The sequence below is a fragment of the Serratia sp. CY56464 genome, from assembly GCF_052168435.1.
GTDB lineage: Bacteria > Pseudomonadota > Gammaproteobacteria > Enterobacterales > Enterobacteriaceae > Serratia > Serratia marcescens.
In genome coordinates this window covers 2,286,423-2,312,140 of sequence record NZ_JBJNMV010000001.1, presented here as the reverse complement: position 1 = coordinate 2,312,140, position 25,718 = coordinate 2,286,423, and the positions used below count along the sequence as shown (strand labels likewise).

Annotated in this window: 29 protein-coding genes; 11 read left to right on the top strand and 18 right to left on the bottom strand. The window is 61.6% G+C overall.

Going from position 1 to position 25,718, the window contains the following annotated elements; all coding sequences use genetic code 11:
* Nucleotides 1–35: 35 nt before the first annotated feature.
* From ACJ8KE_RS11235 to lsrK, 4 genes are all read right to left on the bottom strand, one after another.
* Nucleotides 36–497 (bottom strand): GNAT family N-acetyltransferase, encoded by a 462-nt coding sequence (locus ACJ8KE_RS11235; RefSeq protein WP_033652401.1) that lies wholly within the window; start codon nt 495–497, stop codon nt 36–38.
* A 55-nt stretch (nt 498–552) separates the two neighbouring features.
* Nucleotides 553–1,446, bottom strand: a complete 894-nt coding sequence (locus tag ACJ8KE_RS11230; protein ID WP_016928617.1) for a LysR family transcriptional regulator — start codon at nt 1,444–1,446, stop codon at nt 553–555.
* A gap of 59 nt (nt 1,447–1,505) precedes the next feature.
* Nucleotides 1,506–2,690, bottom strand: coding sequence for an MFS transporter (locus ACJ8KE_RS11225; protein ID WP_016928616.1), 1,185 nt, complete (start codon nt 2,688–2,690; stop codon nt 1,506–1,508).
* A gap of 220 nt (nt 2,691–2,910) precedes the next feature.
* A complete protein-coding gene (gene lsrK / locus ACJ8KE_RS11220) occupies nt 2,911–4,476 on the bottom strand; it encodes an autoinducer-2 kinase (RefSeq protein WP_306376669.1) in 1,566 nt (521 codons plus the stop codon).
* A 193-nt stretch (nt 4,477–4,669) separates the two neighbouring features.
* Between lsrK and lsrG the strand changes: the two genes are divergently transcribed.
* From lsrG to ACJ8KE_RS11205, 3 genes are all read left to right on the top strand, one after another.
* Nucleotides 4,670–4,963, top strand: a complete 294-nt coding sequence (gene lsrG / locus ACJ8KE_RS11215) for a (4S)-4-hydroxy-5-phosphonooxypentane-2,3-dione isomerase (protein ID WP_004939559.1) — start codon at nt 4,670–4,672, stop codon at nt 4,961–4,963.
* Nucleotides 4,964–5,050: 87 nt separating this feature from the next.
* Nucleotides 5,051–5,956 (top strand): O-acetylserine/cysteine exporter, encoded by a 906-nt coding sequence (locus ACJ8KE_RS11210; protein WP_004939557.1) that lies wholly within the window; start codon nt 5,051–5,053, stop codon nt 5,954–5,956.
* 83 nt (nt 5,957–6,039) lie between these two features.
* Nucleotides 6,040–6,630, top strand: coding sequence for a LysE family translocator (locus ACJ8KE_RS11205; protein WP_016928612.1), 591 nt, complete (start codon nt 6,040–6,042; stop codon nt 6,628–6,630).
* Here the strand turns inward: ACJ8KE_RS11205 and ACJ8KE_RS11200 are convergent.
* Nucleotides 6,606–7,433, bottom strand: coding sequence for an AraC family transcriptional regulator (locus ACJ8KE_RS11200; RefSeq protein ID WP_033640996.1), 828 nt, complete (start codon nt 7,431–7,433; stop codon nt 6,606–6,608). The genes ACJ8KE_RS11205 and ACJ8KE_RS11200 overlap by 25 nt on opposite strands.
* A gap of 69 nt (nt 7,434–7,502) precedes the next feature.
* On the opposite strand from ACJ8KE_RS11200, the gene ACJ8KE_RS11195 reads away from it, so the two are divergent.
* Nucleotides 7,503–7,721 carry a DUF7661 family protein gene (locus ACJ8KE_RS11195; protein WP_016928610.1) on the top strand — a complete coding sequence of 73 codons (219 nt, stop codon included), beginning with the start codon at nt 7,503–7,505 and terminating at the stop codon, nt 7,719–7,721.
* Between the two features lie 9 nt (nt 7,722–7,730).
* On the opposite strand, the gene ACJ8KE_RS11190 is transcribed toward ACJ8KE_RS11195, so the two are convergent.
* The 5 genes from ACJ8KE_RS11190 to ACJ8KE_RS11170 all read right to left on the bottom strand — a co-directional run bounded on the left by ACJ8KE_RS11190 (nt 7,731) and on the right by ACJ8KE_RS11170 (nt 12,004).
* Entirely contained in the window at nt 7,731–8,579 is an 849-nt protein-coding gene (locus tag ACJ8KE_RS11190; protein ID WP_016928609.1) for a PA4780 family RIO1-like protein kinase, read from the bottom strand.
* Nucleotides 8,580–8,699: 120 nt separating this feature from the next.
* Nucleotides 8,700–10,190, bottom strand: coding sequence for an alpha-amylase (gene amyA / locus ACJ8KE_RS11185; RefSeq protein ID WP_016928608.1), 1,491 nt, complete (start codon nt 10,188–10,190; stop codon nt 8,700–8,702).
* Between the two features lie 112 nt (nt 10,191–10,302).
* Nucleotides 10,303–10,959 carry a DUF799 domain-containing protein gene (locus ACJ8KE_RS11180; RefSeq protein ID WP_016928607.1) on the bottom strand — a complete coding sequence of 219 codons (657 nt, stop codon included), beginning with the start codon at nt 10,957–10,959 and terminating at the stop codon, nt 10,303–10,305.
* Nucleotides 10,956–11,312 carry a DUF4810 domain-containing protein gene (locus ACJ8KE_RS11175; protein WP_016928606.1) on the bottom strand — a complete coding sequence of 119 codons (357 nt, stop codon included), beginning with the start codon at nt 11,310–11,312 and terminating at the stop codon, nt 10,956–10,958. Before ACJ8KE_RS11175 ends, ACJ8KE_RS11180 begins: the two co-directional genes overlap by 4 nt.
* Before the next feature lie 20 nt (nt 11,313–11,332).
* Nucleotides 11,333–12,004, bottom strand: coding sequence for a CsgG/HfaB family protein (locus tag ACJ8KE_RS11170; protein ID WP_016928605.1), 672 nt, complete (start codon nt 12,002–12,004; stop codon nt 11,333–11,335).
* A gap of 481 nt (nt 12,005–12,485) precedes the next feature.
* Between ACJ8KE_RS11170 and ACJ8KE_RS11165 the strand changes: the two genes are divergently transcribed.
* Together ACJ8KE_RS11165 and ACJ8KE_RS11160 are read left to right on the top strand one after the other, a co-directional pair.
* Nucleotides 12,486–13,391, top strand: coding sequence for a bifunctional helix-turn-helix transcriptional regulator/GNAT family N-acetyltransferase (locus tag ACJ8KE_RS11165; protein WP_016928604.1), 906 nt, complete (start codon nt 12,486–12,488; stop codon nt 13,389–13,391).
* Nucleotides 13,392–13,475: 84 nt separating this feature from the next.
* Nucleotides 13,476–14,774, top strand: a complete 1,299-nt coding sequence (locus ACJ8KE_RS11160) for an SLC13 family permease (RefSeq protein ID WP_016928603.1) — start codon at nt 13,476–13,478, stop codon at nt 14,772–14,774.
* Here ACJ8KE_RS11160 and dapF read toward each other — a convergent pair.
* The 3 genes from dapF to bhsA (ACJ8KE_RS11145) form a co-directional block, all read right to left on the bottom strand.
* Entirely contained in the window at nt 14,749–15,624 is an 876-nt protein-coding gene (gene dapF / locus ACJ8KE_RS11155; protein ID WP_261419839.1) for a diaminopimelate epimerase, read from the bottom strand. The two genes, ACJ8KE_RS11160 and dapF, sit on opposite strands and share 26 nt — an antisense overlap.
* Nucleotides 15,625–15,737: 113 nt before the next feature.
* A complete protein-coding gene (gene bhsA / locus ACJ8KE_RS11150; RefSeq protein ID WP_016928601.1) occupies nt 15,738–15,995 on the bottom strand; it encodes a multiple stress resistance protein BhsA in 258 nt (85 codons plus the stop codon).
* A 192-nt stretch (nt 15,996–16,187) separates the two neighbouring features.
* Complete coding sequence (gene bhsA / locus ACJ8KE_RS11145; RefSeq protein WP_016928600.1) at nt 16,188–16,445, bottom strand: multiple stress resistance protein BhsA; 258 nt, start codon at nt 16,443–16,445, stop codon at nt 16,188–16,190.
* A gap of 175 nt (nt 16,446–16,620) precedes the next feature.
* On the opposite strand from bhsA (ACJ8KE_RS11145), the gene ACJ8KE_RS11140 reads away from it, so the two are divergent.
* On the top strand, nt 16,621–17,265 hold the full coding sequence (locus tag ACJ8KE_RS11140) for a TetR/AcrR family transcriptional regulator (RefSeq protein ID WP_049276899.1): 645 nt from the start codon (nt 16,621–16,623) through the stop codon (nt 17,263–17,265).
* Between the two features lie 35 nt (nt 17,266–17,300).
* Here the strand turns inward: ACJ8KE_RS11140 and ACJ8KE_RS11135 are convergent, their stop codons facing one another.
* The 4 genes from ACJ8KE_RS11135 to ACJ8KE_RS11120 form a co-directional block, all read right to left on the bottom strand.
* Nucleotides 17,301–18,119 (bottom strand): MetQ/NlpA family ABC transporter substrate-binding protein, encoded by an 819-nt coding sequence (locus ACJ8KE_RS11135; RefSeq protein WP_274985288.1) that lies wholly within the window; start codon nt 18,117–18,119, stop codon nt 17,301–17,303.
* Nucleotides 18,120–18,138: 19 nt separating this feature from the next.
* The gene (locus ACJ8KE_RS11130; protein WP_197754594.1) at nt 18,139–18,807 is read right to left on the bottom strand and encodes a methionine ABC transporter permease; all 669 of its coding nucleotides are present in this window, start codon (nt 18,805–18,807) and stop codon (nt 18,139–18,141) included.
* On the bottom strand, nt 18,800–19,825 hold the full coding sequence (locus ACJ8KE_RS11125; protein ID WP_033640979.1) for a methionine ABC transporter ATP-binding protein: 1,026 nt from the start codon (nt 19,823–19,825) through the stop codon (nt 18,800–18,802). Before ACJ8KE_RS11125 ends, ACJ8KE_RS11130 begins: the two co-directional genes overlap by 8 nt.
* Before the next feature lie 236 nt (nt 19,826–20,061).
* Nucleotides 20,062–20,505 carry an acetyltransferase gene (locus ACJ8KE_RS11120; protein ID WP_016928596.1) on the bottom strand — a complete coding sequence of 148 codons (444 nt, stop codon included), beginning with the start codon at nt 20,503–20,505 and terminating at the stop codon, nt 20,062–20,064.
* A gap of 242 nt (nt 20,506–20,747) precedes the next feature.
* On the opposite strand from ACJ8KE_RS11120, the gene ACJ8KE_RS11115 reads away from it, so the two are divergent.
* From ACJ8KE_RS11115 to ACJ8KE_RS11105, 3 genes are all read left to right on the top strand, one after another.
* The gene (locus ACJ8KE_RS11115; protein WP_016928595.1) at nt 20,748–21,620 is read left to right on the top strand and encodes an oxygenase MpaB family protein; all 873 of its coding nucleotides are present in this window, start codon (nt 20,748–20,750) and stop codon (nt 21,618–21,620) included.
* Between the two features lie 162 nt (nt 21,621–21,782).
* Nucleotides 21,783–22,886: a suppressor of fused domain protein gene (locus ACJ8KE_RS11110; RefSeq protein WP_016928594.1), complete on the top strand. Its 1,104-nt coding sequence runs from the start codon at nt 21,783–21,785 to the stop codon at nt 22,884–22,886.
* 29 nt (nt 22,887–22,915) lie between these two features.
* Entirely contained in the window at nt 22,916–23,443 is a 528-nt protein-coding gene (locus ACJ8KE_RS11105; protein WP_079449525.1) for a cysteine hydrolase family protein, read from the top strand.
* Between the two features lie 32 nt (nt 23,444–23,475).
* Here the strand turns inward: ACJ8KE_RS11105 and ACJ8KE_RS11100 are convergent, their stop codons facing one another.
* Nucleotides 23,476–24,351: an NAD(P)-dependent oxidoreductase gene (locus tag ACJ8KE_RS11100; RefSeq protein ID WP_079449524.1), complete on the bottom strand. Its 876-nt coding sequence runs from the start codon at nt 24,349–24,351 to the stop codon at nt 23,476–23,478.
* Nucleotides 24,352–24,641: 290 nt separating this feature from the next.
* Between ACJ8KE_RS11100 and trpS the strand changes: the two genes are divergently transcribed.
* Nucleotides 24,642–25,649 carry a tryptophan--tRNA ligase gene (trpS, locus tag ACJ8KE_RS11095; protein ID WP_274985290.1) on the top strand — a complete coding sequence of 336 codons (1,008 nt, stop codon included), beginning with the start codon at nt 24,642–24,644 and terminating at the stop codon, nt 25,647–25,649.
* Nucleotides 25,650–25,718: the final 69 nt, after the last annotated feature.

The window sequence follows — 25,718 nt, the reverse complement described above, 5'->3', positions numbered from 1 at the left end:
ATCAATATGCGCCAATAATACCACACTGCGTGCGGCTACAACGTGCGGCTCATCACCGTGACGGTTTCACCGGCGACCTGGCGTTGCTCCAGAGGGCGCCAGCCGAGTTTCTGATACAGCGTCTGCTGGTCGGGCGTATACAGATACAGTTCGCTGATGCCCTGGATTCGGCCGTGCTCGATGCAGCGCGCGATCAGGTTGCGGGCAATGCCTTGGCCGCGGTGCTGCGGGTGGGTAAAGACTTCACTCAGCCAGTATTGGCGCTCCGGTTTATCCGTCAATTCATATAGCGTCAAACTGGCGGTGCCGACGATCTGTTGCTGCGGCGACAGCGCCAGCAACACGACGCCTTGGCTCTCGGGTGCGCAGCGTTCAGCCAGCCGCCGGCTGATGGTATCGCGGCTGCTCCACTGCGCAAAGGCGCCCCATTCCTGGTGCAGCAACGCGGCCAGTTCCTCAATGCGCCGGCGATGGGCGAGCAGCGGTTCGATATGCATGATGTGCCTATTTTTTTAAAGTCGGGAAAAAAGCCGCTCCTGCCTAAGCGGCCGGTTAATGAAACGTCTCCACCGCCCAGTCGATGAACGCCCGCAGCTTGCCGCTGAGGTGGCGATTGGACGGGTAGACCACGTACATCTGCTCCGGCGGCGGCTGCCAGTCGTGCAGCAGGCTGACCAGTTCGCCGCGCTCGAGGTGCGGCTGCGCCATAAACCGATAAATCTGGATGATGCCTAATCCGGCCAGGCTCGCCGCCAGCAGCGCGTTGCCTTCATTGATGCTGACCGGGTAGCGCTGCTGGATGGCGATCTCTTTGCCGCGTTCGACATAGCGTTGCGGATGGATGCGGTCGTTGACCGGATGGCGGTAGTGCACCATCGGAAAACCCTGTTCCAGATCGCACGGGTGGCGCGGGGCGCCGTGGCGCGCCAGATAAGCCGGGGTGGCGCAGCTGACCCAGTCCAGATCGAACAGACGCCGGGCGATCAGGCTGGAGTCGGCCAATGGGCCGCTGCGGATCACGCAGTCGGCGCTGTCGCTGATCAGATCGATAACGCGATCGCCGATGCTGAGATCGATTTGGATTTGCGGGTAGCGTTCTAAAAAGCCGGGCAGCGCCGGCAACAGCAGTTGGCGAGCGGTGCCGCTGCCGGTGTCGATGCGCAGCACGCCCTGCGGAGAACTTTGCGACTCGGTCAGGCAGCCCTCCATCTGCTCCAAATCCGCCAGCCATTTCACCGTATTTTGGTAATAGCATTCGCCTTCGCGGGTGACCGACACGCTGCGAGTGGTGCGCTGAAACAGCTTGGTCTGCAGGTGATCCTCCAGATTTTGGATCAGCTTGGTGACCGTCGCTTTCGGCATGCCCAGCGAATCGGCGGCGCGGGTAAAGCCGCCGGTTTCCACCACGCGGTTAAATACCCGGATAGCGAGCAAATGATGGTCCATAGGTTCTCAACGCCATGCCCCGGCGGTGGCCGGGGCATGTTTCTGCAGATAGATAATGATTAACACTGTTTAGCGCCAATCGCGCCGGAGCGCAAGCTGAGGCCGAACACCAGCGTGGCGGAGAGGATCAGCGCGCCGCCGAACAGCATCGCGCTGCTGACGCCCTGCCAGTCCACCACTTCACCGCCCAGCAGTGCGCCGGAGGCCAGCGCGATCTGGATGACGCACACCAACAGCGCCTGGCCGGCTTCCGGCGCCTGCGGCACGGCGGCGAACATCCAGTTGGTGGCGCACACCGGGACGGCGCCAAAGGCCAGCCCCCACACCAGCACCATCAGCGTGGCGCCGGCGAGGCCGCTGAGCAGCGGCGAAACGATCAAAATGCCCGCCAGCATGGCGGCGATCAGAATAAAGGTGGCTCGCAGGCTGTATTCCCCCAGACGCTCGCCGAGGAAAGTGCCCAGCAGGCCGATGGCGCCATAGGCCAACAGCTGCAGCGAGATCGCCGACGGGCTGAGCACGAACACCTGTTGCAGCAGCGGCCGCAGGTAGGTGTAGGCGGCGAAGTGGCCGATGAACAGCAGCACGATGGCGATCAGGCCGATGCGCGCCATCGGCAGGCGCAGCGGCAGCACCAGATCGCGCGGCGTGACCGGCCGGGAAGGCGGCACCGAGGTCAGCAAACGCAGCTGCGCCGCCAGTACGCCGACCGCCAATGCCGCACCGCCGAAGAAGGCGGCGCGCCAGCCGAACAGATCGCCGATCAGCGCCCCGGCCGGCACGCCGCACACCGCGCCGACCGAGATGCCGCTGAGGATCAGCGCGGTGGCGCGGCCCTGGCTGGCTTCCGGCACCAGATGGCGGCCGTAGTTGGCGGCGAACGACCAGAAACCGCCGACGCAGATGCCCAGCAGCACGCGGCCCAGCAGCATCATCGGGAAGTTGACGGCCAGCGCCGCCACCAGGTTGGACACCATCAGCAACAGCGACAGCCCCAACATCAGTAAACGCCGATCCAGACGGCCGGAAATCAGGCTCAATGCGGGGGCGGCCACCGCCGCCACGATGCCGGGCATGGTGACCATCAGCCCGGCGGTGCCGGTGCTGACGCCGAGCGAGGGGGCGATGTTGGTCAGCAGGCCGATCGGCAGAAACTCGGTGGTGACCATGACAAAACAGGCGACCGTCAGCGAGAAGATCGCCGGCCACGGGGATGATGCAGGGTTATCTTTATTATTCAGCATAATGCCGCTCGTCTCAGGTGAATGCGCAGGCCGTGCGCGGGGCACGGTGTGACCGAAGTCACAATCTACGGCAGGTGCAAGTCGCGGATAAATCCATCTGCGGTGGTTACACTGTTTCTGAGGAGGAACAATCGCGGCAGTGAGTTAAAGCGCGGCTTGCGCCGCGCCGAGAGGAAAGGAATAAAACGGCATAAGGTTATGACCGAATGCCGCGTGGCGCTTACAGCCCCGGCGCTTTCCACAGCGAGGTGGTCAGGCCGTTGTCCACCAGCGTCAACTGATCGGCGTAGACCCGCCGCCAGGTTTCTTTCTGTTCCTGATACAGCGCGTGGTGGGTCATGTCCGGCTGATGCTCGCGCTCCCAGCGCACCAGGCGCTCGCCGGTTTCGGCCAGCGATTCGTACAGCTCGGCGCCGACGCCGGCGGCGATCGCGCAGCCCAGCGCGGTGGCCTCTTTCACCACCGGCACCCGCACCGTCAGCCCGGTGACGTCGCTGAGGATCTGGCTCCACAGCTTGCCCTTGGCGCCGCCGCCGGCGAACACCAGCGAACGGGCCTGCACGCCGGAGAAGGCGGCGATCTGTTCCAGATTGCAGGCGGAGACGATGGCGGCATTCTCCTCCAGCGCGCGGAACAGCGTCTGTTTGTTGCAGCGCTCCGGGTCGATCGACATGTTGATGAACGACGGCGCCGCGTGATACCAGGTTTTGAAATGCATGGCGTCGGAGAAAATCGGCATCACGCCGTAGGCGCCCGGCGGCACTCTGGCCGCCATCTCTTCCAGCAGGCTGTAGGCGTCGATCCCCAGCCGCTCCGCCAGCAATTTTTCTTCCGCGCAGAAGGCGTCGCGGAACCAGCGCATGGTCAGGCCGGTAAAGAAGCTGATGGATTCCGCCTGCGCCATGCCGGGAATGACGTGGGGGTTGATGCGGATGTTCATCTCCGGATCGATGGCCGGCTCCGGCAGGTTGACGATTTGCTGCCAGAAGGTGCCGCCGAGCACCGCCGTCTGCCCGGCGCGCACGATGCCGAGCCCCAGGCTGCCGAGCTGCACGTCGCCGCCGCCCATCACCACCGGGGTGCCGCGCAGCAGCCCGCTCTCCTGCGACGCCTGTTCGGTGACGCGCCCCAGCACGCTGCCGGTCTCTTTCACCGGCGACAGAATATCGGCGCGCAGGCCGGCCAAGTCGAGCAACGCCGGCCGCCAGTCGCGGCTGGTCAGATCCAGCATGCCGGTGGTGCCGGCGTTGGAAGGATCGACCGCCAGTTCGCCGCTCAGCATGTTGGCCAGCCAGTCGCTGATCATGGTCAGCGTCGCCGCCTGGCGGTAGATGTCCGGCCGATGGTGCGCCAGCCACAGCAGGCGCGGCATGGCGCTCAGTGCCAGCGTCTGGCCGGAGTGCTGGTACACCTCGCGTTCGAAGCCGTGGTTGTGCAGCTCTTTCAGCTCGCTGACTTCGTGGCTGGCGCGTGCGTCGACGTTGGCGCAGGCCCAGATCGGCACGCCGTTGCGGTCGTACAGAACGATGCCTTCACGCATCGAGCAGCAGGCCACCGCGCGGATCGCCTGAGCGCTCAAGCCTGCGCGTTGCATTGCCTGGCGGATGCACTGGCAGGCCAGCTGCCAGTTGCGGCTGAGGTCAAACTCCATCGAGCCGGGCACGCCCGGCACCGCCAGGTGTTGCCACTCCGCCTGGCCGTGCGCGATCTGGTTACCCGCCAGATCGAAGATCACCGCGCGAATGCTGCCCGTTCCTGCGTCCAGCGCCATCAAGTAGTTATCCATAGCCTATGCTCTCAGGGGGAGGAGTGTTAACTATAGATGCCGCCGCCTTACCCCGCCGGGGGAGGAGTGGGCGTCGCCGACGCGATTTGTGAGCCAGGCGGCAAAATTGCCGTTGCGGCAGGGCAATCGACGGGAATAAACCTATGGTTGGAAAGCGCCATGTTACGGCGCGCCGTTTAAACAAGGAGTTGCCATGCACGTCACATTGGTTGAGATCAACGTTAAACAAGACAAAATCGACGAATTTATCGATGTTTTCCGCGCCAATCACCTGGGCGCGATCGAAGAGCCGGGCAACCTGCGCTTCGATGTGCTGCAGGATGAACAGATCCCGACGCGGTTTTACATCTACGAAGCCTATCGCGACGAGCAGGCGGTGGCGGCGCACAAGCAGACTCCGCACTACCTGCAGTGCGTGGAGAAGCTGGAAGCGCTGATGACCGGCCCGCGCAAGAAGACCACCTTTATCGGCCTGATGCCTGAATAATCGCCGGCGTGTGCCGGTGTCCATGCGCCCGGTTTGGTTGTAACCTGCAAGGCAAAGCGAATTTTCAATGGGATAAGCGGGGCGAGGATGACATTGCGCGATCGGCTGTTGGCGCTGTTGGTGGTGGTGATCTGGGGCGTGAATTTCGTCGTGATCAAGTTCGGTTTACAGGGCATGCCGCCGTTTCTGCTGGCCGGGATGCGTTTTTTGCTGGTGGCGTTGCCGGCGATCTTCTTTATCCCGCGCCCGACGATCCCGTGGAAATGGCTGCTGCTGTACGGCATGACCATGAGCTTCGCGCAGTTCGCGTTTTTGTTCGTCGCCATCAAGGTGGGCATGCCGGCGGGGCTGGCCTCGCTGGTGTTGCAGGCGCAGGTGTTCTTCACCCTGCTGTTGGGCGTCGTGCTGATGGGAGAAAAGCTGCGGGTCAACCATTTCGTCGGCATCGCTATCGCCAGCGGCGGCATGCTGGTGCTGGCGCAGGCCAGCCTGCATAAGCCGGGCAGCGGCGCGGTCCCCCTGGCGGGCCTGCTGCTGACGCTGGCGGCGGCGTTTTCCTGGGCGCTGGGTAACCTGACCAACAAGAAGATCCTGGCCGGTTTCCCGCAGCGTAATATTTTATCGCTGGTGGTGTGGAGCGCGCCGATCCCGGTCGTGCCGTTCCTGGCCTGCAGCTGGCTGTTCGACGGCCCTGAGGTGGTGCTGAGCAGCCTGAGTCATGTGCAGGTTGGCACCTGGCTGGCGGTTGCCTATCTGGCGTTTGCCGCCACGCTGTTCGGTTATTCGGTGTGGGGCAGCTTGCTGGGGCGCTATGAAACCTGGCGCGTTGCGCCGCTGACGCTGCTGGTGCCGCTGGTCGGGCTGTTCGCCGCCTGGCTGCTGCTGGACGAAGCGTTGTCGCCGGCGCAGTTCGGCGGCGCATTGCTGGTGCTGGCCGGCATGGCGGTCAACACCTTCGGGCTGCCGCGCCGCCGGGCCGTCGCCGTGCGCTGAACCGAACAGGGTAATTCTGTTCAATACGGTGTCGGCGGCGGTCGGCATTCTGGCGCCTGTGAATATTTTCTCAGGTGTCCATCATGAATATCTACCTTTCCATGGCCGCGTTTGCGCTGGCGGCTTCCATCACCCCTGGCCCGGTCAACATCGTCGCATTAAGCGCCGGGGCGCAATTCGGTTTTGGCGCGACCCAACGCCATGTGTTCGGCGCCACGCTGGGGTTTACCCTGTTGCTGGTGCTGCTGGGATTGGGCATGCACCAGCTGCTGCTCCTGTGGCCGGGGCTGACCCGCTTGATCCAGTGGGCCGGCGTGGCTTTTCTGCTGTTTATGGCCTATCGGCTGGCGTTTGACGACGGCAGGCTGGGCAACGGCGCGGCGCAGGCGCCTTCCTGCTGGTACGGCGCGCTGATGCAATGGCTGAATCCCAAGGCATGGCTGGCGTCGGTGGCCAGCCTCGGCGCCTTTGTCGGCGATGGCGACATGCTGTTGCTATGGCAGTTCGCCGGGCTCTACTTCGTGATTTGCTATGCCTCGGTAGCCTGCTGGGCCTATGTCGGCGCGATGCTGCGCGGCCTGCTCAGGCAGGCGCGCAACGTACAACGCTTTAATCGCGCGATGGCGGCGTTGCTGGCGGCCAGCGCTTGTTATCTGTTGGCGGAGGGTTTTTGATACTGGCCGGGCGTGGCGGCCAACAGCTGTTTGAAGGTGCGCTGAAAGTGCGCCTGATCGGCAAAGCCGCTTTCGCTGGCGGCCGCGGCGATCGGCAGGCCACTTTTCAATAGCCGATGGCCGTGCTGCACGCGGCGGTTGATCAGATAGGCGTGCGGCGTCATGCCGTAACGCTGGCGGAAGGCGCGGATCAGGTAAGAAGGGGAGAGCGCGGCGGCGCGGCAAATGTCGTCCAGCGTCAGCGGCTGGGTGCAGTGCGCGTCGATAAACGCCGCCGCCGCTTCCAGTCGGCTATGCGGCGGCGTCTCCGGCTGGCGGACATCGCCCAGCCCGAGCTGCAGGGCGCTGAAATACTCCACCATGGCGATCTGTTTTTCCAGCGCGCTGCACAGCGGATCCGTCAGCAGCGCATAAAGGCGATTCAGGCCGTGGAACAGCGCCGGATCGCGACTGAGCGGCTGGCTGAACGGAACAAAACGCTCGCCTTCGCCGCCGAGCAGCTCCTGCTGCAGCGCGCCGATCCAGGCGAGATCGAGATAGAACATGATGTACGACCAATTGCGGTCGGCGATCGGATTACAGGCGTGCGCCTGCTGCGGGTTGATGATCACCAGATCGCCGGCGCTAACCTGCATGCGCCGCTCGCCGTTGACATAGGTGCTGACGCCGCCGGTGATGGCGCCGATGGAAAAGAATTCGTGGCTGTGCAGGCTGTAACACGCCTGGCGGCCATCCGCGATGGCGCGGGCTTCGACGAACGGCAACTGCGGATCGCGCCAGAACTGCGGCGTTTTTTCACTCATACGCTTTCCTTTTCACTGCGGCGGCATCACAGTGTTATAGCCTGAAAGCGACGAGAGGGGGAATGGCGGATGATGATTTTTAACGTGTTCGGCCGCCTGCTGGGCGTGAAGCGCATCGGGGACGAATGGCGGCTGTTCCGCGTGACGCTGCCGGAGCGCAAATATGCCCCCAGCCACGATATCGTGTTGCCGGCCGATCTGCGCGAAGAGGAGATCGCCGGCTATCTGGGGGATATCTATCACGAGGCGGCGACGCCGCAGCGGCCGGAGGTGTTTCGCGTCGAATAGCGCGGCGCGTTACTCTTCCGCGTTGCGCGCCATGAGGCGGCGCTGGTGTTCCTCGCTGGCGGCCTGGATCTCTTCCAGCACCGAGCCGACATCGGCGCGCTTCTGGATTTCGCTGAACCGGCCGCTGAGGGCGCTGTCCGGCGTCAGATTGCCTTCCTGATACAGCGCCCAAATCTCTTTGGCGTATTGGCTGTCGCGCAGTTCCGGCGCGAATTGGCCATAATATTCCGCCAAATTGTTGATATCGCGCTCGAACATGCTTTTGGCGTGATTGTTGGCAGCGGCGTCCACCACCTGCGGCAGATCGATGATCACCGGCCCGTCTTTATCCATCAGCACGTTGAATTCCGACAGGTCACCGTGCACCAGCCCGGCGCACAGCATGCGCACCGCGTAATTCATCATCAGGGCGTGATCGGCGCGCGCCTGTTCCGGCGTCAGGATGACATCGCTCAGGCGCGGCGCCACCAGACCTTCTTCGTCGGTAATCAGCTCCATCAGCAGCACGCCGTCCAGGCAGATATCCGGCTGCGGCACCCGCACCCCGGCCTTGGCCAGCAGATACAGCGCGTCCACTTCGGTGTTTTGCCAGGCTTCTTCCTGCTGCTGGCGGCCGAATTTGGAGCCTTTGCTCATGGCGCGCGCGTCGCGGCTGTTGCGCACCTTGCGCCCTTCCTGATAGTGAACGGCCTGCTTGAAGTTGCGCTTCTCGGCCTCTTTGTACACTTTGGCGCAGCGGATCTCATCGCCGCAGCGCACGATAAACACGTCGGCTTCTTTGCCGCTTTTCAACCGGCGGATGACGTCGTCGATTAACCCGTCATCTACCAGCGGCTGGAGTCGTTTTGGAATTTTCATGCAGCCTTGTACCCTATTTAGGCTCCGGTGTGAATGGCTTGCGCAGTTGATAGCGTAAGTTAGACCCGAAAGGCAAACATTAGTTTTGCCGCCGCGGCATCATTGCGCGGCGGCGGGCGTTCACAGGCTGCCTGTCGGCACCCAGACGCTGACGCTGCCGGCGTTAACCGGGAAATGGGCGCTGCCCTGGTCGTCGGTGGTGATTTCCTCCTGGCGGTTACCGAGGAAATCGCGCCAGGCGGTGTGCGCCAAATCGGCGCCCAGCGCGACCGTCTTGCCGCTCTCGCCGCCGTTGGTCAGCACCACCACGCAGCCGGGGGCCTCGGCGGTGCCGGCGCGGCTGAAGGCCACGCAGTGGCTGTCGTCGAAGTAGTCGGTTTGCGGGCCGTTGGCGAAGCGCTGGCGGGCGGCGATCAGTTTCTCCAGCTCCGGGATCGCCGGCATGTCGATCTGGTATTCGCCGCCGTCGCGCCCCTTGTCGCGGTAGCTGGCGCCATACAGGTCGGGGTAAAACACGCAGGGTACGCCCTGTTCGCGCAGCAGGATCAGCGCATAGGCCAGCGGTTTGAACCAGGGTTCCACCGGCGCTTCCAGCGATTGCAGCGGCTGGGTATCGTGGTTGGCGACCAGCGTCACCGCGTGGGCCGGATCGGCGGCGGTCAGGGTATCGGTGAAGATCTGCGCCATGTCGAAGCCGTCGCCCTGTTTCGACGCCTGATGAAACTTCAGGTGCAGCGCCACGTCGAACAGCATCACCTTGCCGTCCACCAACTCGATATATTGTTGCAGCGCGCCGAGATCGTGCGACCAGTATTCGGCAACGATAAACAGGTCGCGCTGCGCGCTGCCGCGCACGTGATCCGCCCACTCTTTGAAGAACCAGGCGGGAATGTGTTTGGCGGCGTCAAGGCGGAAGCCGTCGCACGGCAGCGTGTCCAGCAGCCAGCGCGCCCAGTATTTGAGCTCCTCCGTCACCGCGGCGTTGCGGAACTCCACGTCGGCGCCCATCAGGTAGTCGTAGTTGCCTTTCTCGTCGTCGACCTGATCGTTCCAGCCGTCGTCGCCGTAGTCGTTGGCGATTTTAAACACCCCTTTGTCGTCTGGCTGCTCAACATAGTCGACGCCGCTGAAGCATTTGTAATCCCAGATAAACTCGGAATGCACGCCCTGGCGACCGGGAAAGGTGAAGCGGGTGTAGGCCAGCGCGTCGAAGCCCTGGTCGTCGATATCGTTGCGGTTGTTGGCGTCCACCTTGAACACGTGTACCCGTTCTTTTTCGTCCGCGCCGAGCTTGTGGTTGAACACCACGTCGTAGATCACCCCCACGCCGTGTTCGCGCAGCGTAGTGGCGGCATGTTCCAGCGCAGCCTTGTCGCCGTATTTGGTGGCCACGCTGCCTTTCTGGTCAAATTCGCCCAGATCGAACAGATCGTAGGTGTCGTAGCCGACGGAGTAGCCGCCGGAAGCGCCCTTGCAGGCGGGGGGCAGCCACAGATCGGTGATGCCCAGTTCGGCCAGGTGCGGGGCGCGCTCGGCGGCCTCCTGCCACAGTTTGCCGCCGTCGGGGTAGTACCAGTGGAAGAATTGCAGCAGGGTGGTTTTTTTCGTCATGAGCCAGCGTCCCGGTTAGCCAGAAGGAGAGGTGCAGTTAAAGCATGGGCTACTTTTGGCAAAAGGGACAAGTTTGGCATAGGCGGCCCGAGAAGGCCGCCCGAGAGACTGCTTAACGCTGGCTGGCGTAATGAGGCGAGCGCGGGCCATAAAGAATGGCGCCGTTCTGACCTGTTGCCGACAGGAGGCGAGTGTTGGCGATGGCACCAATGTCGAACCCTTTATCGCTGATGGTATCCGCGATTTGTGAAATCGCGGCGCTGATCACCATGCCCAGCAGGCCACCGGAATTGTTGTTGCCTTCGTTGCTGGATGCGGTGGCGGTGCCGGCCCACAGCTGTTTGCCGTTGCGCAGGTCAACCAGGCGAGCGGCTACGGTAACGCGAGTTTCGCTGCTGATCACCATGTAGCTGGTACCGTATTGCGTGACATCCAGGTACAGCACGGTGTCGGCGCCGAAAATCTGGTGCAGTTTTTTCGGACTGACGGCGCGGATGTCGTTGGCGTTGGTTAGACCGTTTTGCAGGAAGGTTTCCTCCACTACAGCGACCGGCATCACATAGTAACCGGCCTCGGCCAGCGGTAAGGTTGCACTGGCGAGCACGCTGTGGCTGGCTTTGACATCCGGCGACTGATTCATCGGCGGCAAGACCAGGATCGACTTCGGCTTGCTCTCATGGAATGCCGCATAGTCATAAGGCGTTTGCTTGGCACAGCCGCTCAGCAACAGGATGGCGGTAACGCTGAGGAAAGTGAGTACACGCTTCATTTAAAGCTCCCCTTATCCTTGGCCATCAGGAAATTCATAAACGGTGCCGATTCCGGGAACAGCGTTTTTTCCGTGTTGAATTCACTCATGGCTTGTCCGTCGTTGCCGGTTTTGCTGTACAGCAGCCCCAGTTGCGCATGCAGCCCCGGCGGTACCGCTTTATCCTTGGCGCGGGATTTCTCGACGATCTCTTTCAGCGTAGCGATCTGCTGCTCAGGGCTTTGCCCATCCTGCTGGTAGTATTGATAAAGAGAAGTTTGGTAGCCATCCCAATTGTAAAGCGTTTTCGGCGCGGCGCAGCCGGCCAACAGGGTCGCTGCAAACAGCGCCCCGCCCATTTTTTTAGTTATCATCTTTCTCTGCTTCTAGTCCGTTAGTTAGCAGGGCGCCATGCGCCGTTTTCGATACCGGTAACCAGGTTATTGACGGCTTCACGCACGGCCAGATCCAGCACCTTGCCGTTAAGGGTGGAGTCGTAGCTGGCGGTGCCCCCGAAACCGATGATTTCGCGATTGGACAGTTCGTATTCACCGGCGCCCTGAGAGGAATAGACGACTTCTGAAGTCTGTACGTTCACGACGTTCAGATTGACTTTGGCGTAAGCGACCTGTGATTTACCACGGCCCAAAATGCCCCACAGCTGATGATCGCCGACTTCTTTGCGGCCGAATTCGGTGACATCGCCGGTAATCACATAGTTGGCGCCTTTCAGCGTTTGTGCTTTCCCTTTAATGCCGGCTTCAGTTTTCAACTCTTCCATGTTGGCGCGGTCCAGCACGTTGAAACGGCCAGTCTGCTGCAAATGCGTGATCAGGATAGTCTTGGACTGATTGCCCAGCCGATCGACGCCATCGGAGAAGATGCCATTCATGTAGCTGGAGCGGTTGTCGAATTTACCGACGGCGATAGGGCTGCGTGGGCCCTGATAAGTGGTGTTGTAGGAAGCCACTTTCGGCACTTCCAAAGAGCGGGAGGATTCGGTCGCACAGCCCGCCAGCAAAGTGACGGAAAGGGCGACGGAACAGACGGCGAGTGATTTTTTCATTGGCATGCGATCTCTCCATGAGCATAAAACAGCGCGGGAGCAACCCGCGCCCGATGTTTCCATAACGAGCGTTGTCGCCGTTATGGAAGCGTCGCGATCCTGCCATGAATATGTAACAAATTACAACAAGATATCGGCATTAATGCCGCTATTAACATTGTTGTAACCTATTGTAATTCAATGGATTGATATCGATTTCTTCTCTTAACCGCAGATTTTTTCACGATTGTATGTTTTTTAACTGGTTTATTGTTTTATCAACATTAAATTAATGAATTTTTATTCTGATTTTTTTGAATTAATCAGTTTACTGTATTGGGTAATGTAACGTTTTGCATCAGCTCCTCTGTTATACCGGGGTTCATGGCGGCTTGATGATCCGTTAAGGTAGTGAGAATTAGGTAACACTATCAACCAAATCTCATTTTTTATCGGTAGTTAATTGGGGATATCAATTGTGAACATCAGGGATTTCAGAGCATTGGCGCGCAGTTTGGTCAGAGAATTCGGCATGTTGAACAAGCAGAGCAACGGCTCGCGCTTTTCGCCGCTGCAGATCCATCTGATGATCGAAGTCAGCGAGCAGCCGCTGGGCGTCACCGAGCTGGCGGCCCGGCTTTGCATCGACAAGGCCAGCGCCAGCCGGGCGCTGCGCAGCCTGGTGGCCGCCGGCGTGATAGAAACGGTGGATCATCCTGATGACAAGCGGCACAACCTGCATCGGTTGAGTAAACAGGGCGGCAAGACGCTGGCCGGCATCGAGAGCGACGCCGACGGTTTTATGCAGGCGGCGCTGGCGCAGTTGGACGACGATGAGCTGGCGAGCACTACCGCGGCGATGAAAAAGATGACCGCGGCGCTGCGCAGCGCGCGCAAACAGCGCGACGCCAACCTGCGGGTGCGGCCGATCGTCGAGCGCGACGATGCGGCGATGGCGGCGATCATTCGCGACGTGTTTCGCGAGTACGGCATGGACAAAATGGAAGGGGTCAGCCTGCACGATCCGGATCTCGATCGGCTGACCGGTCTGTATCGCGACAACGGCGGCCACTACTGGGTGCTGGAGCGCGGCGGGCAGGTGGTGGGGGGCGTCGGCATGGCGCCGCTGGCCGGCGAAGAGCCCGGCTATTGCGAGTTGCAAAAACTGTTTTTCAAACCCGGCGCGCGCGGGCTGGGCATGGCGCGCCATATGGTGGTGCAGGCGCTGAAGGCGGCGCGGGCGGCGGGGTATCGCTACTGCTACCTGGAAACCACCGAACAGTTGAAAGAGGCGATCGGGTTGTACTACGCGCTGGGGTTCACGCTGTTGACGGAACGGCGCGGCAATACCGGCCACCACGGCTGCAATGTGTGCATGCTGAAAAATCTGCAGAACGACGATATGTGAGCGGTTTCAAGGTTAACGCCCGCGCCTTGTGTCACCCTGTTAACCGTTTGATAACAATCACAACGTTTTATCAGGGAGGAAACTATGTTGGGGGATCCGATGGCGCTGTCCGCGCTGGTCACGCTGGTGGTCATCGCGCTATGGGCCAGCGCCCGCCTGCCGGAGTATTTGGTCGCGCTGCTGTTCTTTGCGGCGGTGATGGTATTGCAGCTGGCGCCCGCTGCGGTGACCTTTTCCGGTTTCGCGTCCTCCGCATTTTGGCTGGTGCTCAGCGGCTTCGTGTTGGGCACCGCCATCCGCAGCACCGGTTTGGCGGATCGCCTGGCCAACCGACTCTTGCCGCATCTGGCCGGTTCCTGGCCCCGCCTGGTGGGCGGCGTGGTGGCGATAAGCTACGCGCTGGCGTTTGTCATGCCCTCCAACATGGGGCGAATTACGCTGCTGATGCCGATCGTCATGGCGTTGGCCAATCGCGCCGGCCTGGCGGAAGGCTCGCGCGGCCGCATCGGTTTGGCGCTGGCGGTGGGGTTCGGCACCTTCCAGCTCTCCGCCAGCATCCTGCCGGCCAACGTGCCCAATCTGGTGATGAGCGGCGCGGCGGAAAGCGCCTACGGCAGCCACTTCGCTTATCTTTCTTACCTGTTGTTGCATGCCCCGGTGCTCGGGATCGCTAAAGGCGCGCTGCTGACGCTGTGCATCTGCGGCCTGTTCCGCGCGCGGCCGCAGCCGGTGGCGGCCGAGGCGGCACAAACCCCGCTCAGCGCCGCCGAGTGGCGGCTGATCGCACTGTTGGGCATTACGGTGCTGCTGTGGATGACCGACAGCTGGCACGGCATCGCCCCCGCCTGGATCGGGTTGGCGGCGGCCTGCTTCTGCCTGTTGCCGCGCATCGGTTTTCTCAACGGCGAGCAGTTCGCCGCCGGGGTTAACGTGCGCACCTGTATCTACGTGGCGGGGATCCTGGGGCTGACCGCGCTGGTCAGCCACTCCGGTCTCGGCGATCGGCTGGGCGGTGCGCTGCTGGCGATGATGCCGGATCTGCATGGCAAACCGTTCGCTGCGTTCGGTTCGCTGGTGGGGATCACCGCGTTGCTGAATTTCGTGGTGACCGCCAACGGCGTGCCGGCGCTGTTTACTCCGCTGGCGCAGGCGTTGTCCGCGGGCAGCGGCCTGCCGCTGCTGACGGTGCTGATGACCCAGGTGATCGGCTATGCCACGCCGCTGCTGCCGTATCAGGCCTCGCCGATCGTGGTGGCGATGGGGATGGGCAAAGTGCCGGCGCGCGAAGGGCTAAAGCTATGCCTGCTGTTGGCCGCGCTCAGCTTCGCACTGCTGGTGCCGTTGGACTATCTGTGGTTCAGGCTGCTGGGGTGGATCCCGTAAACAGCCCCGCGCCGCCGGCAAAGCAGTCTTCGTCCAGCGTCAGGGTGGCGATTTTATGCACCGGTCCGCGCATGCTGACCTGAAAATCGCCGCTGAAGGCGATCTGCAGTTCGCCGCCCGGCATCCGCACGCTAACCCGATCGCCGACTCGTCCCAACTTGCGCATCACGCTGGCGGCGGCGCAGCTGCTGCTGCCGGAGGCGAGGGTAAAGCCGGCGCCGCGCTCCCAGATGCCGATGCGCAGCGTCTGGCGATCGACCACTTCCACCAGTTGTACATTGGTGCGTTTCGGGAACAGCGGATGGCGCTCAATCTGCGGTCCGAGCCGATGCACCTGCGCCAGATCCAGTTTTTCCACCGGCACCACGCAGTGCGGATTGCCCATCGACACCAGCGAAACGCTTAACGTCGCCTCCCTCAGGGGCAGCGGATAGTTCAGCGCCTCCGGCAGATCGATCAACGCCGGCAGCGCCGCCGGGCTGAAATTGGCGCGCCCCATCTCCACGGTTATCTGATGCGCGTCTTCCGCCACCTGGCAACGCACGTCGCCGCCGGCGGTGTGCACCAGAAACGGCTGATGCGCCACGCGCTTGCTGTCGAACAGATAGCGCGCGTAGATACGCAGACCGTTGCCGCTTTTCTCCGCTTCGGAGCCGTCCGGGTTGATGATGCGCAGGGTGGGATTGACGGCGTCGCCGCTGTCGATCAGCAGGCCGTCGGAACCGATGCCGTAATGCGGGTGGCACAGCAGGCGGATCTGTTCCTGGCTCAGACGTTCGGCGACCGAACGGTGGCAGACCAGGTAGTCGTTGCCCAGACCGTGATATTTGTGGAACAGCAGGGGAGTCATGGCGTTGCTCGGCTCAGCGGGAAAAGGTCGCTACAGCTTACAACAGAACGTTGGCGTCAAAGCAAACAAAAGGCGGCCTGAGCCGCCCTTTTGCACGATTGCCGGTCCGGCGATTAATTGTAGATGATCGCGGTGCCGTGCAGTTTGTTGTCACCGGTGGTGGCGATGATCTGGAAAGATTTGGCGCCCGCCGCGTCGGCTTTGGCCGCCAGTTTGTTTTCCAGGCTGCTCAGGTCGGACGCACCGCTGACGGTGACGACGCCGGCTTTTTGCAGGTCGGCGGGTTGCGCGTTAACCAGATCGGCGGCGAAGCTGCCGAAAGAGACGGAGGCCAGTGCGATGGCTGCGATGGTCATTTTCAGGTTTTTCATGGTCTTATTTCCTATCTTTGTTCTTTACGATGTTTGTTTTGTAAGGTCGTTAAATTAATTAACGATCGATAATTTAATGTTAGATGCCGGTTTGACGGATTGCAAGTATTTTTTTAATGCTCATTAATTAATTTTTTTTATGCCCTGGCGTCGGGAGCCGAAATTATCGCGATCCGCTGGTTTAATACCTTGTTATTGATAGATTTCTGCGGTTCCGTGCAGCTGGTTGTTACCGCCGGCGCCGATGATGCGGAAGGATTTTGCACCGGCCTGATCGGCTTTGGCGGCCAGGCTGTTTTCCAGCGAGGTCAGATCGGATGCGCCGCTGACGGTAATGACGCCCACTTTCTGCTGGTCAGCCGGTTGGTTCTGAACCAAATCAGCGGCGAAGCTGCCGAAGGAAACGCTGGCCAGAGTGAGGGCTGCTAAGGTTAATTTTAAGTTTTTCATAATGTTAATTCCTTTCCGATAACGGTGAATAGAGGGGTTTAATCCGCTTCGCTAAATTATCTTAACGATCGATAACTAAATGCTAATCGGTTCTCGACGAGGGCGCAATATTTTTTTATAATGATCGTTAAGTTATTTGTGCTAACCCTGCTGTGGAGCGGGACAGGAGAGAATGATGAGCATCAATGAAGAGGTCTGCGGCAAAAAGAGCCGTGGCAGGCCGAAACAATTTGATCGCGACCGGGCGCTGGAAAGCGCGCTCGATCTGTTCTGGCGGCACGGCTATGAAGCCACCTCGCTGGCCGATCTGGTGGAAGTGACCGGCGCCAAAGCACCAACGCTGTATGCGGAATTCGGCAACAAGGAAGGGATGTTCCGCGCGGCGGTGGAACGCTATTTGCAAAAATACACCACCTGCACCAACCAACTGTTGGAACAGGCGTTGCCGGTGGCCGAGATCGTCGAGGCCTACGTGCGTTCTTCCGTCGAAGTGTTTACCGACCCCGATACGCCGTCAGGTTGTTTTATGGTGTGCGCCTCCGCCGCGCTGTCGTCCGCGTCCGACGACGTCGCCCAGATGTTGCGCAAAAAACATCATGCCCAGGAAGCGGCGCTGAAAGCCTGCTTCGATCGCAAGGTGCAGCAGGGTGAACTGCTGGCGAAGACCGACACCGCGCTGCTGGCGAAGTACGTCATTTGCACCATTGAAGGCATGTCGGTGCAGGCGCGCGAAGGGGCAAGCCGCGGCGATCTGCTGCGGTTGCTGGAGGCGTTGATGCTGGTGTGGCCGCGGCTCAGCCAGATTGGCAATAAGGTGTGACAACCGGCCCGGCTTTTACCGGGCCGTCTAACCCATTACTGATTGACCGGGATCACCGCGCCCTGGTACTTCTCGCGGATAAAGTCCTGAATCGGTTTGGAGTGCAGCACTTTGACCAGCGCCACGATCTCCGGCTTGTTCACGTCGGCTTTGTGCACGGTGACGATGTTGGCGTACGGGTTGTTTTCGCCGCTTTCGACCGCGATCGGATCCTTGGTCGGATTCAGCCCGGCGTCGATGGCGTAGTTGGCGTTGATCACCACCGCGTCGCCTTCGTTGTTGTTATACATCTGTGGCAGCAGCGCGCCTTCAACGTTGGCCTGGAACTTCAGGTGTTTCGGGTTTTCCACCACGTCGGTGATGCGCGCGTCCACCTTGCTCACCCCCGGCTTCAGCTTGATCACGCCTTCCCGTTCAAAAATAGACAGGATGCGGCCTTCTTCCGCCACCGCGTCGCGCATGATGATTTTGCCGTTTTCCGGCAGATCTTTCAGGCTCTTGTACTTCTTCGAGTAGATGCCGATAGGCTCAATATGGATCGCGCCGGCGCTGACGAAGTCGTAGCTCTTGTCGTCGGCGTGGTCTTTCAGCACCGAGTTCAGGTAAGGCACGTGCTGGAAGTAGTTGGCGTCGATGTCGTGGCTGGCCAGCGCGGTGTTCGGCAGGATGTAGTCCTGGAAGCGCTTGATCTGCAGATCGATGCCTTCCTTTGCCAGTATCGGTTTGGCTTGTTCGAGGATCTCGGCGTGCGGCACGTTGGAGGCGCCGACCACCAGCTTGGTCGCCGCGGCGGCGCCGTAAGAGGCGAGGGTGGCGACAGAGGCGAAAGCCAACATCAGTAGGTGCTTTTTCATCATCGTTTTCCTTGGTTAATTAACGTTTATCGAGCGTTCTTGTCAGGGTGTCGCCAATGAACTGAATGACGAAAACGATCAGCAGGATCGTCAGCGTCGCCACCAGCGTCACGTCACTGTGGTTGCGTTGGAAGCCTTCCAGATAGGCCAGATTGCCCAGGCCGCCGGCGCCGATCACCCCGGCCATCGCGGTGTAGCTCACCAGCGCGATCAGGGTGACGGTGATGCCGGAAACCAGCGCCGGCGAGCTTTCCGGCAGCAATACGCGGAAAATCAGAGTGCGGTTTTTGGCGCCCATCGAGCGCGCCGCTTCGATCACTCCTTTGTCGACCTCGCGCAGCGCGATCTCCACCAGCCGGGCGTAGAACGGCGCCGCGCCGACGATCAGCGCCGGCAGGGCCGCGTCCGCGCCGAGAATGGTGCCGATCAGCGACTTGGTGAATGGGATCAGCAGCACGATCAGAATGATGAACGGGATAGAGCGGAAGACGTTGACCAACACGGAGATCAGCGAGTAGACCGCCCGGTTCTGCAACAGCTGGCCCTTCGAGGTTAAAAACAGCAGCACGCCGAGCACGATGCCGAGCACCAGCGTGGCCAAACCGGCGATGCCGGTCATGTACAGCGTTTCCCTGGTGGCGTCCCACAGTTGGTCCAGACGCAGGTGGGGGAACAGGGATTCAATCATGTTGGATAACCTCGACGGCGATGTCTCTTTCGTGCAGCAGGTTGAGCATGTCGGCGACTTGTTGTTCATTGCCTTCGGCGTGGATGTACAGTTCGCCGAACGAACCGTTGAGGGTATGGCTGATCTTGCCGTGCAGAATGTTGACGGTTAGGGCGTAGCGCCGGATCACTTCAGAGATCACCGCCTGATGGGTTTGCACGCCGACGAAGGTCAGCTTGAAAATCGCCCCCGGCAGGTGGGCGGTGAGCTGCGGGTTGAAGCTCTCTTCGGTGTCCGCATACTGCGACACCTGCTTGACGAACTGTCGGGTGATCGGCTGCTGCGGCCGGGTGAACACGTCAAGCACCGGGCCTTCTTCGACGATGCGGCCGTTTTCCATCACCGCCACGCGGTGGCAGATTTTGCGCACCACGTGCATCTCGTGGGTGATTAGCACGATGGTCAATTTCAGCTGACGGTTGATGTCCAACAGCAGGTCGAGAATGGCGTCGGTGGTCTGCGGATCGAGCGCCGAGGTGGCCTCGTCGCACAGCAGCACGCTCGGGTTATTGGCCAGCGCGCGGGCGATGCCGACGCGCTGCTTTTGGCCGCCGCTGAGCTGAGACGGGTAGGCGTTTTCGCGCCCCTGCAGGCCGACCAGCGCGATCAGTTCCGCCACGCGCGGCGCAATCTGCGCCTTGGGCACGCCGGCGATCTGCATGGAAAACGCGATGTTCTGGCTGACGGTGCGCGACCACAGCAGGTTGAAGTGCTGAAACACCATGCTGATTTTCAGGCGCGCCTGGCGCAGATGGCTGCCTTTGGCGCGGGCGATATCAAAACCGCCCACGTCAATGCGGCCGCTGGTGGGCGTTTCCAGGCCGTTGAGCAGGCGGATGAGGGTGCTTTTGCCGGCGCCGCTGTAGCCGATGATGCCGTAAATTTGCCCGGCCTCTACCGCCAGGCTGACGTTGTCTACCGCCACGACGCGGCCCTGTGTGCTGTCAAAAGTTTTGCAAACGTTCGAAAGAACGATCATAGCGAAGCGGATCCTTATCGATACATCACAGCATTCCGTCCAGAGCGCGGTGCGCCGGACAGAGATCGTTCGGCTTTTCGGCTGACGGAACCTCTGTTGCGGGTGAATACCGGGCAATCCTACCGAGGGTTTATAGTGACAGGAAGAATGTAAAATCTATTACTTATTCTGATTTGATATATAAGGCGGCGGGGGAGGCGGGGGAAGAAACCGGCCGCAGGGCGGCCGGCGGAGGGCTAGCGTTTTTCCAGCTTCATGTGCAGCAGCGGGAACGGGTTGCCCTGGCCGTCGAGCGGCGAGCGGCCGGTGATGACAAACCCGTAGTGGCGGTAGAAGCCGCTGGCCTGCGGATTTTGCTCGTTCACGTCCAGCTGCAGCTCATCGTGCAGCGTTTCCGCGTGGGTCAGCAGCGCTTTGCCCACCCCTTTGCCGCGCTGATCCGCGTCGATAAACAACATCTCCACCTTGTTGCCGTTCAGGCCGATAAAGCCGCAGGGATGCCCCGGGCGTTCTTCAGCCACCCAAACGTTGACCGCCGGCAGGTAGTCGTTCAGCACCAGCGGGAACAGCTGCGCGATGTTGTCTTCGGTTAAAAAATGGTGGGTGGCGCGCACCGAACGCAGCCAGATATCTGCCAATTGCGCGTTGTCTTCCGCCGCGCGTGCTCTGATGGTAATCATCGAACTCTCTGCTATCTAAGTTGAAGGAAAAGAAACTAGATAGAGGTTTTGTGGGGTTAGTGCCGAATTAACGTGGGTTAACGCCCTGCAAAGCGCCTCTGCAGTGGATCGAATAGGCCCGCTTTGTTGCAAGCGGTATAACAACTGTAATTCAGTAAGTTAATGCTTTCAACCGCCGCAGGGCGCAGTGAGGCGCTCGCCGCGTGTTACACTGGCCGCTGAATGAGCAAGAGGGCGGCAGGATGGAAGCGGTACGCGCAGCGATAGAGAAACAGGTGCTCAGCCTGACCGGGCTGGCGCTCGGCGGCGTCGATTTTGAGAATCCGCCCGGCGATCCGGGGCTGTTCGGCCCGCAGTCTGTCATCTGGCAGGTACATCGCGATTTCACGCCGATGCTGTGCGGCGGCGTCAGCGCCTTGCTGCTGCAAATGCTGCACCCGCTGGCGCTGGCCGGCGTATGGGATCACTCCAATTTTCGCGACGATATGATCGGCCGCCTGCGCCGCACCAGCCAGTTCGTGTCGGTCACCACCTTCGGCCCGACCGCCGAGGCGGAGCGGCTGATCGCCAAAGTCAAAGCCATCCATCTGCGGGTAACCGGCGTCGGCGGCGACGGCACGCCTTATGCCGCCAGCGATCCGGCGCTGCTGACCTGGGTGCACGTGGCGGAGAGCAGCCGCTTTCTGGCCAGCCACCTGCGCTACCGTAACCCCCATCTTTCCCGCGATTTGCAGGATCAATACTATCGTGAAGCGGCGCGCGTGGCCGCCGCGCTGGGAGCCACTGCAATACCTCAGTCCTGCGCGGAGGTCGAAGAATACCTGCAGGCGATGCGGCCGCAGCTGGTGTGCGATGAACGCACCCAAGAGGTGGCGCGCATTCTGCTGAAGGCGCCGGCGCCGAGCGCGTTGGCGCGCCCGCTCGGCGGGGTGGTGATGCAGGCGGGCATCGATCTGTTGCCCGACTGGGCGCAGCGGCAGTTCGGTTTTCATCCGGGCGCGCTGCGGCGGCGGCTGGTGCGAACGGGCGCCGCCGGTTTGGGCAAGGTGCTGGGCGCGTCGATGCGCAACGGTTCCTATCAGCGCGCGGTGCGGCGCATCACTCGGCCGTCATGAGCCGCAGCCGCTATAATTAGCCTTTGTTTATCTTCGTTTACGGCCGTTTTTGAGACTTTTACGGGTGATCCGGCCAGTAATGCGTTTTACACTTGGGGCAAAGCCACATTCCATTTTTGGCGCGCAGCCGATTCTGCCGCGCCCTGACCCTATTGAGGTGATATGAACGAGTCATACGTACTTGCTGAAGTCAGCAATGAGAACCAGACGCTGGTCGCGGTGGTTCAGCAAGATCACCGGGCAGCCTATTTTTACATCTATCCCGCCGAAGCCTACAGCGATCGCTATCAGGTGCGCGCCTGCTGGCTGCGCAACCTGGCCGCCGCGCCGCTGCAGGAGGATCGCGCCGCGTTGGAACAAGGGCAGCCGCCGATGCTGGCGGCGGAGTTTTGCCGCAACCTGGAAGGGGAAGCGCCGCTGAACCCGGAAGGGCTGATGGTGGTGTGGAGCGAAAGCGACGACGGCGCGGCCCTGTGGTATTACGGCCAACTGCTGGCGGTGATCCCCGGCTGGAGCCTGTATATCGACCATTCGGTGTGCTATTCGGCCAGCTGCATCAAGGAGAGCCCACTGGCCTATCCGCTCGGTTCGGCCTCGACCAACACGCAATATGCGCAGGCGGAAAGCACCCGGCAGTTTTGGCGCAGCTGGCAGCGTGAAGAGGGCAATCCGTGGCCGAAGATGCAGCGCGATTTTCAGGCGCGCTATGAGCAGCATTTCGGCCCTTCGGTAAAATATTACGCCATCGATCAGGGCAAGTGGCCGCCGATGGCCATCACTCAGCATGAGCGCGACGGCATCTATTACTTCCTCACCATGGGGGTCAGCATCCGGCCGATGCCGTGGGTGGAGATCCTGTTCAACGACGAGGCTTCGCGCTATCGCCGCATGGAGATGGCGATCGCCATCGACAGCCAATACATGACCGAAGACAACGCGGTGCAGATGGCCAGCGCGCTGGCCGGTTTCGCGCACGCGCCGTGGGCGCGGTTGACCTGGATCGGCGAAGGGCACACGCTGGAGTCCGACGTGGCGCCGTTGGGCTACGAAGGCTATATTTTATCGTCGTCCTTCTATCCGCATCACGCGCACCTGGCGTTGCCGCAGCAGTACGGCGACCCGGTGAACCTGTTTTGGGCCAGCCCGGTGTTTACCGCCGAGCGTCAGCTGGCGCACGCCACGCCGAACGGCGGGCACGATCTGGTGAACCGGCTGCGCGAGCAGGGCGTTGACCACATTTTCCGCCCGCGCCAGCCGGTGTGCTGACGCCATTTATCTTCTCTTCGGGAGCCGCCATGACCACCGCGCTGTTGATTATCGATGTGCAGGAAGGGTTGTTTACGCCGCCGCCGGCGGATGCCGCGGGCACCGTTGCGCGCATCAATCAGTTGAGCGAGCGCGCCCGCCGGGCGGGCGTGCCGGTGATCGTGATTCAGCACCACACGCCTGACGACGAACTGCCGCACGGCAGCGCCGCCTGGCAAGTGCTCGCGGCGCTGAAGGTGGCGCCGGGCGACCATCGGGTGGATAAAACCACGCCGGATTCCTTCCTGCGCACCTCGCTCGGCGCGTTGCTGATCGCCAACGGCGTATCGCAGCTGGTGGTTTGCGGCTACTCCACGCCGTTTTGCATCGATACCACGGTGCGCAGCGCCGCGGCGCGCGGCTATCCGGTGACGCTGGCGGCGGATGCGCACACCTGCCACGACAAATCCTATGCCGACGGTTTGCTGATCCGCACCCACCATAACGAGACGCTGTCGAATATCGACAGCTTCGGCGTGCCGATCCGCGCCGTGCCCGCGGCGGACATCGTGTTCTGAGAACGGAAAACGGGGGCCAACGCCCCCGTTCGTTATTTCAGGCCCGCCCGCCGCGCCGCCACCTTGGCCAGCGCCGCCCAGTCCAGATCCGCATCCCCCTGCGCCATCGCGTCGAGGAAGTTGTCTTTCAGCACCCCGGCGAACGGCATCGGCGTATGGCTGTCGGCGCCGGCGGCCAGCGCCAGCCCGACGTCTTTCAACCCCAGCGCCAGCCGGAATCCGGCGGGTGAATACTTCTCTGCGGCGATCAGCGCGCCATAGCCCTGATAGGCCGGGGCGGCGAAGACGGTGCCGCTCAGCATCTGCAGGTAGTCGGTGCCGGACACGCCATAGTTGCGCACCAACGCGCTGCCTTCCGCCATTGCTTCAATGGCGCTGGCCAGCGTAAAGTTGGTGGCGATTTTGACCACGTTGGCCTGCGCCGGATCGGCGCCGAAGTGCCAGGTTTTCTGGCCGAGGGCATCGAACAGCGGCTGCGCTTGCTTCAGCCGCTCGCTATCGCCGGCCGCCAGAATATTCAGTTTGCCGGCGGCCGCCACATCGACCCGTCCCAGCACCGGCGCGGCGAGATAACCGATGCCGTGCTCCTCATGCAGCGTCGTCAAACGTTTGGCGAGTTCGACCGAGATAGTCGCCATATTGATATGCAGCGCGCCCGGTTTCATCCGTTGCAGCAATCCGCTGTCCACCACTACCTGCTGCGTGGCGGCATCGTCGGCCAGCATGGTGATCAGCACGTCGGCATCGGCCAACTGTTCCGGCCGTTCGGCCTGCCGCGCGCCGGCGCTCACCAGCGGCTGCGCCGCCTGCGGCGAGCGGTTCCATACCGTTAAGGCGAAGCCCGCCTGCAACAGGTTGGCCGCCATGGCGCTGCCCATCCCACCCAGTCCGGCAAATCCGATCTTCATCATGCGCTCCTTTTTCAGGTTGAAGGTTTTACCCTAGCGCGCCAGGCCAGGAACGCAAATGCCGGAGTGTAACGCCGTCTTACGCGCCGGCGGTGGGCTATTGACGCGCTGCCGCGGCGGGTATACCTTGATGGCATGAATATATCGATGCACTCCACCCACAATCAGTCATGGTGGCGCCTCTTCTGAGGCGGCACGAGTATTCACATCTCTTTTTAATGCCGCCGGTTTGGCGGCATTATTTTTTGTGGCGTTGATCCGGCGGTCTACAGACCTTCAGGAGCACTGTCATGAGCTACACCATTCTTACCGGCGATCGCGCCACCGGCCCACTGCATTTAGGCCACTTCGTCGGCTCGCTGCGCCAGCGCGTCGCACTGCAGCACCAGCATAACCAAACGGTGATGGTGGCGGATCTGCAGGGCCTGACCGACAACGGCAACAACCCGCAAAAAATCAGCGCCAACGTGCTCAACGTCGTGGCCGACTATCTGGCGGTTGGCATCGATCCGCACAAGACCACGATCTGCCTGCAGTCGGCGCTGCCGGCGTTGGCCGAGCTGACAATGTACTACCTTAATCTGGTCAGCGTGGCGCGGCTGGAACGCAACCCGACGGTGAAAAACGAAATCGCCGAGAAGGATTTCGCCCGCAGCCTGCCGGCCGGTTTTCTGATCTATCCGGTCAGCCAGGCGGCGGACATCACCGCCTTCGGTGCCACCCACGTGCCGGTCGGCGAGGATCAACTGCCGATGCTGGAGCAAACCAACGAGATCGTGCGGCGCTTCAACCACATCGTCGGCCAACCGATATTAACGGAGTGCCAGCCGCTGTTGAGCAACGTTGGGCGTCTGCCGGGGCTGGACGGGCAGGGCAAGATGTCGAAATCGCGCGGTAACGCCATCCCGCTTGGCGCCGGCGCCGACGAGGTGCACCAGGCGGTGATGAGCATGTTCACCGATCCCGGCCATCTCAACGTCAGCGATCCCGGCCGGGTGGAGGGCAACATGGTGTTCACCTATCTGGACGCCTTCTGCGAAGACGCCGCGCTGGTGGCGGAACTGAAGGCGCACTACCGCCGCGGCGGGTTGGGGGACGTGAAGATCAAACGGCTGCTGGAGGATTGTCTGCAGAGCCTGCTCGAACCGATCCGCACCCGCCGCGCCGAATTCATCGCCGATAAAGGCGAGCTGACGCGCATCCTGCAGCACGGCACCCGCCGCGCGCATCAGGTCAGCCAGCGGACGCTGCAGCAGGTCAAGGCGGCGCTGGGGCTGGACTTCTTCACCCTGGCGTGAGGCGTACACCGGGGCGGCACGCGTCACGCCCCGGCCATAAAACCATCATCCCACTGTCATAAACTTATC

Coding starts and splice junctions, on each gene's coding strand:
- ACJ8KE_RS11235 (WP_033652401.1), bottom strand. CDS start 497: ATGCATATCGAACCGCTGCTCGCCCATCGCCGGCGCATTGAGGAACTG.
- ACJ8KE_RS11230 (WP_016928617.1), bottom strand. CDS start 1,446: ATGGACCATCATTTGCTCGCTATCCGGGTATTTAACCGCGTGGTGGAA.
- ACJ8KE_RS11225 (WP_016928616.1), bottom strand. CDS start 2,690: ATGCTGAATAATAAAGATAACCCTGCATCATCCCCGTGGCCGGCGATC.
- lsrK (WP_306376669.1), bottom strand. CDS start 4,476: ATGGATAACTACTTGATGGCGCTGGACGCAGGAACGGGCAGCATTCGC.
- lsrG (WP_004939559.1), top strand. CDS start 4,670: ATGCACGTCACATTGGTTGAGATCAACGTTAAACAAGACAAAATCGAC.
- ACJ8KE_RS11210 (WP_004939557.1), top strand. CDS start 5,051: ATGACATTGCGCGATCGGCTGTTGGCGCTGTTGGTGGTGGTGATCTGG.
- ACJ8KE_RS11205 (WP_016928612.1), top strand. CDS start 6,040: ATGAATATCTACCTTTCCATGGCCGCGTTTGCGCTGGCGGCTTCCATC.
- ACJ8KE_RS11200 (WP_033640996.1), bottom strand. CDS start 7,433: ATGAGTGAAAAAACGCCGCAGTTCTGGCGCGATCCGCAGTTGCCGTTC.
- ACJ8KE_RS11195 (WP_016928610.1), top strand. CDS start 7,503: ATGATGATTTTTAACGTGTTCGGCCGCCTGCTGGGCGTGAAGCGCATC.
- ACJ8KE_RS11190 (WP_016928609.1), bottom strand. CDS start 8,579: ATGAAAATTCCAAAACGACTCCAGCCGCTGGTAGATGACGGGTTAATC.
- amyA (WP_016928608.1), bottom strand. CDS start 10,190: ATGACGAAAAAAACCACCCTGCTGCAATTCTTCCACTGGTACTACCCC.
- ACJ8KE_RS11180 (WP_016928607.1), bottom strand. CDS start 10,959: ATGAAGCGTGTACTCACTTTCCTCAGCGTTACCGCCATCCTGTTGCTG.
- ACJ8KE_RS11175 (WP_016928606.1), bottom strand. CDS start 11,312: ATGATAACTAAAAAAATGGGCGGGGCGCTGTTTGCAGCGACCCTGTTG.
- ACJ8KE_RS11170 (WP_016928605.1), bottom strand. CDS start 12,004: ATGAAAAAATCACTCGCCGTCTGTTCCGTCGCCCTTTCCGTCACTTTG.
- ACJ8KE_RS11160 (WP_016928603.1), top strand. CDS start 13,476: ATGTTGGGGGATCCGATGGCGCTGTCCGCGCTGGTCACGCTGGTGGTC.
- dapF (WP_261419839.1), bottom strand. CDS start 15,624: ATGACTCCCCTGCTGTTCCACAAATATCACGGTCTGGGCAACGACTAC.
- bhsA (WP_016928601.1), bottom strand. CDS start 15,995: ATGAAAAACCTGAAAATGACCATCGCAGCCATCGCACTGGCCTCCGTC.
- bhsA (WP_016928600.1), bottom strand. CDS start 16,445: ATGAAAAACTTAAAATTAACCTTAGCAGCCCTCACTCTGGCCAGCGTT.
- ACJ8KE_RS11140 (WP_049276899.1), top strand. CDS start 16,621: ATGAGCATCAATGAAGAGGTCTGCGGCAAAAAGAGCCGTGGCAGGCCG.
- ACJ8KE_RS11135 (WP_274985288.1), bottom strand. CDS start 18,119: ATGAAAAAGCACCTACTGATGTTGGCTTTCGCCTCTGTCGCCACCCTC.
- ACJ8KE_RS11130 (WP_197754594.1), bottom strand. CDS start 18,807: ATGATTGAATCCCTGTTCCCCCACCTGCGTCTGGACCAACTGTGGGAC.
- ACJ8KE_RS11125 (WP_033640979.1), bottom strand. CDS start 19,825: ATGATCGTTCTTTCGAACGTTTGCAAAACTTTTGACAGCACACAGGGC.
- ACJ8KE_RS11120 (WP_016928596.1), bottom strand. CDS start 20,505: ATGATTACCATCAGAGCACGCGCGGCGGAAGACAACGCGCAATTGGCA.
- ACJ8KE_RS11115 (WP_016928595.1), top strand. CDS start 20,748: ATGGAAGCGGTACGCGCAGCGATAGAGAAACAGGTGCTCAGCCTGACC.
- ACJ8KE_RS11110 (WP_016928594.1), top strand. CDS start 21,783: ATGAACGAGTCATACGTACTTGCTGAAGTCAGCAATGAGAACCAGACG.
- ACJ8KE_RS11105 (WP_079449525.1), top strand. CDS start 22,916: ATGACCACCGCGCTGTTGATTATCGATGTGCAGGAAGGGTTGTTTACG.
- ACJ8KE_RS11100 (WP_079449524.1), bottom strand. CDS start 24,351: ATGAAGATCGGATTTGCCGGACTGGGTGGGATGGGCAGCGCCATGGCG.
- trpS (WP_274985290.1), top strand. CDS start 24,642: ATGAGCTACACCATTCTTACCGGCGATCGCGCCACCGGCCCACTGCAT.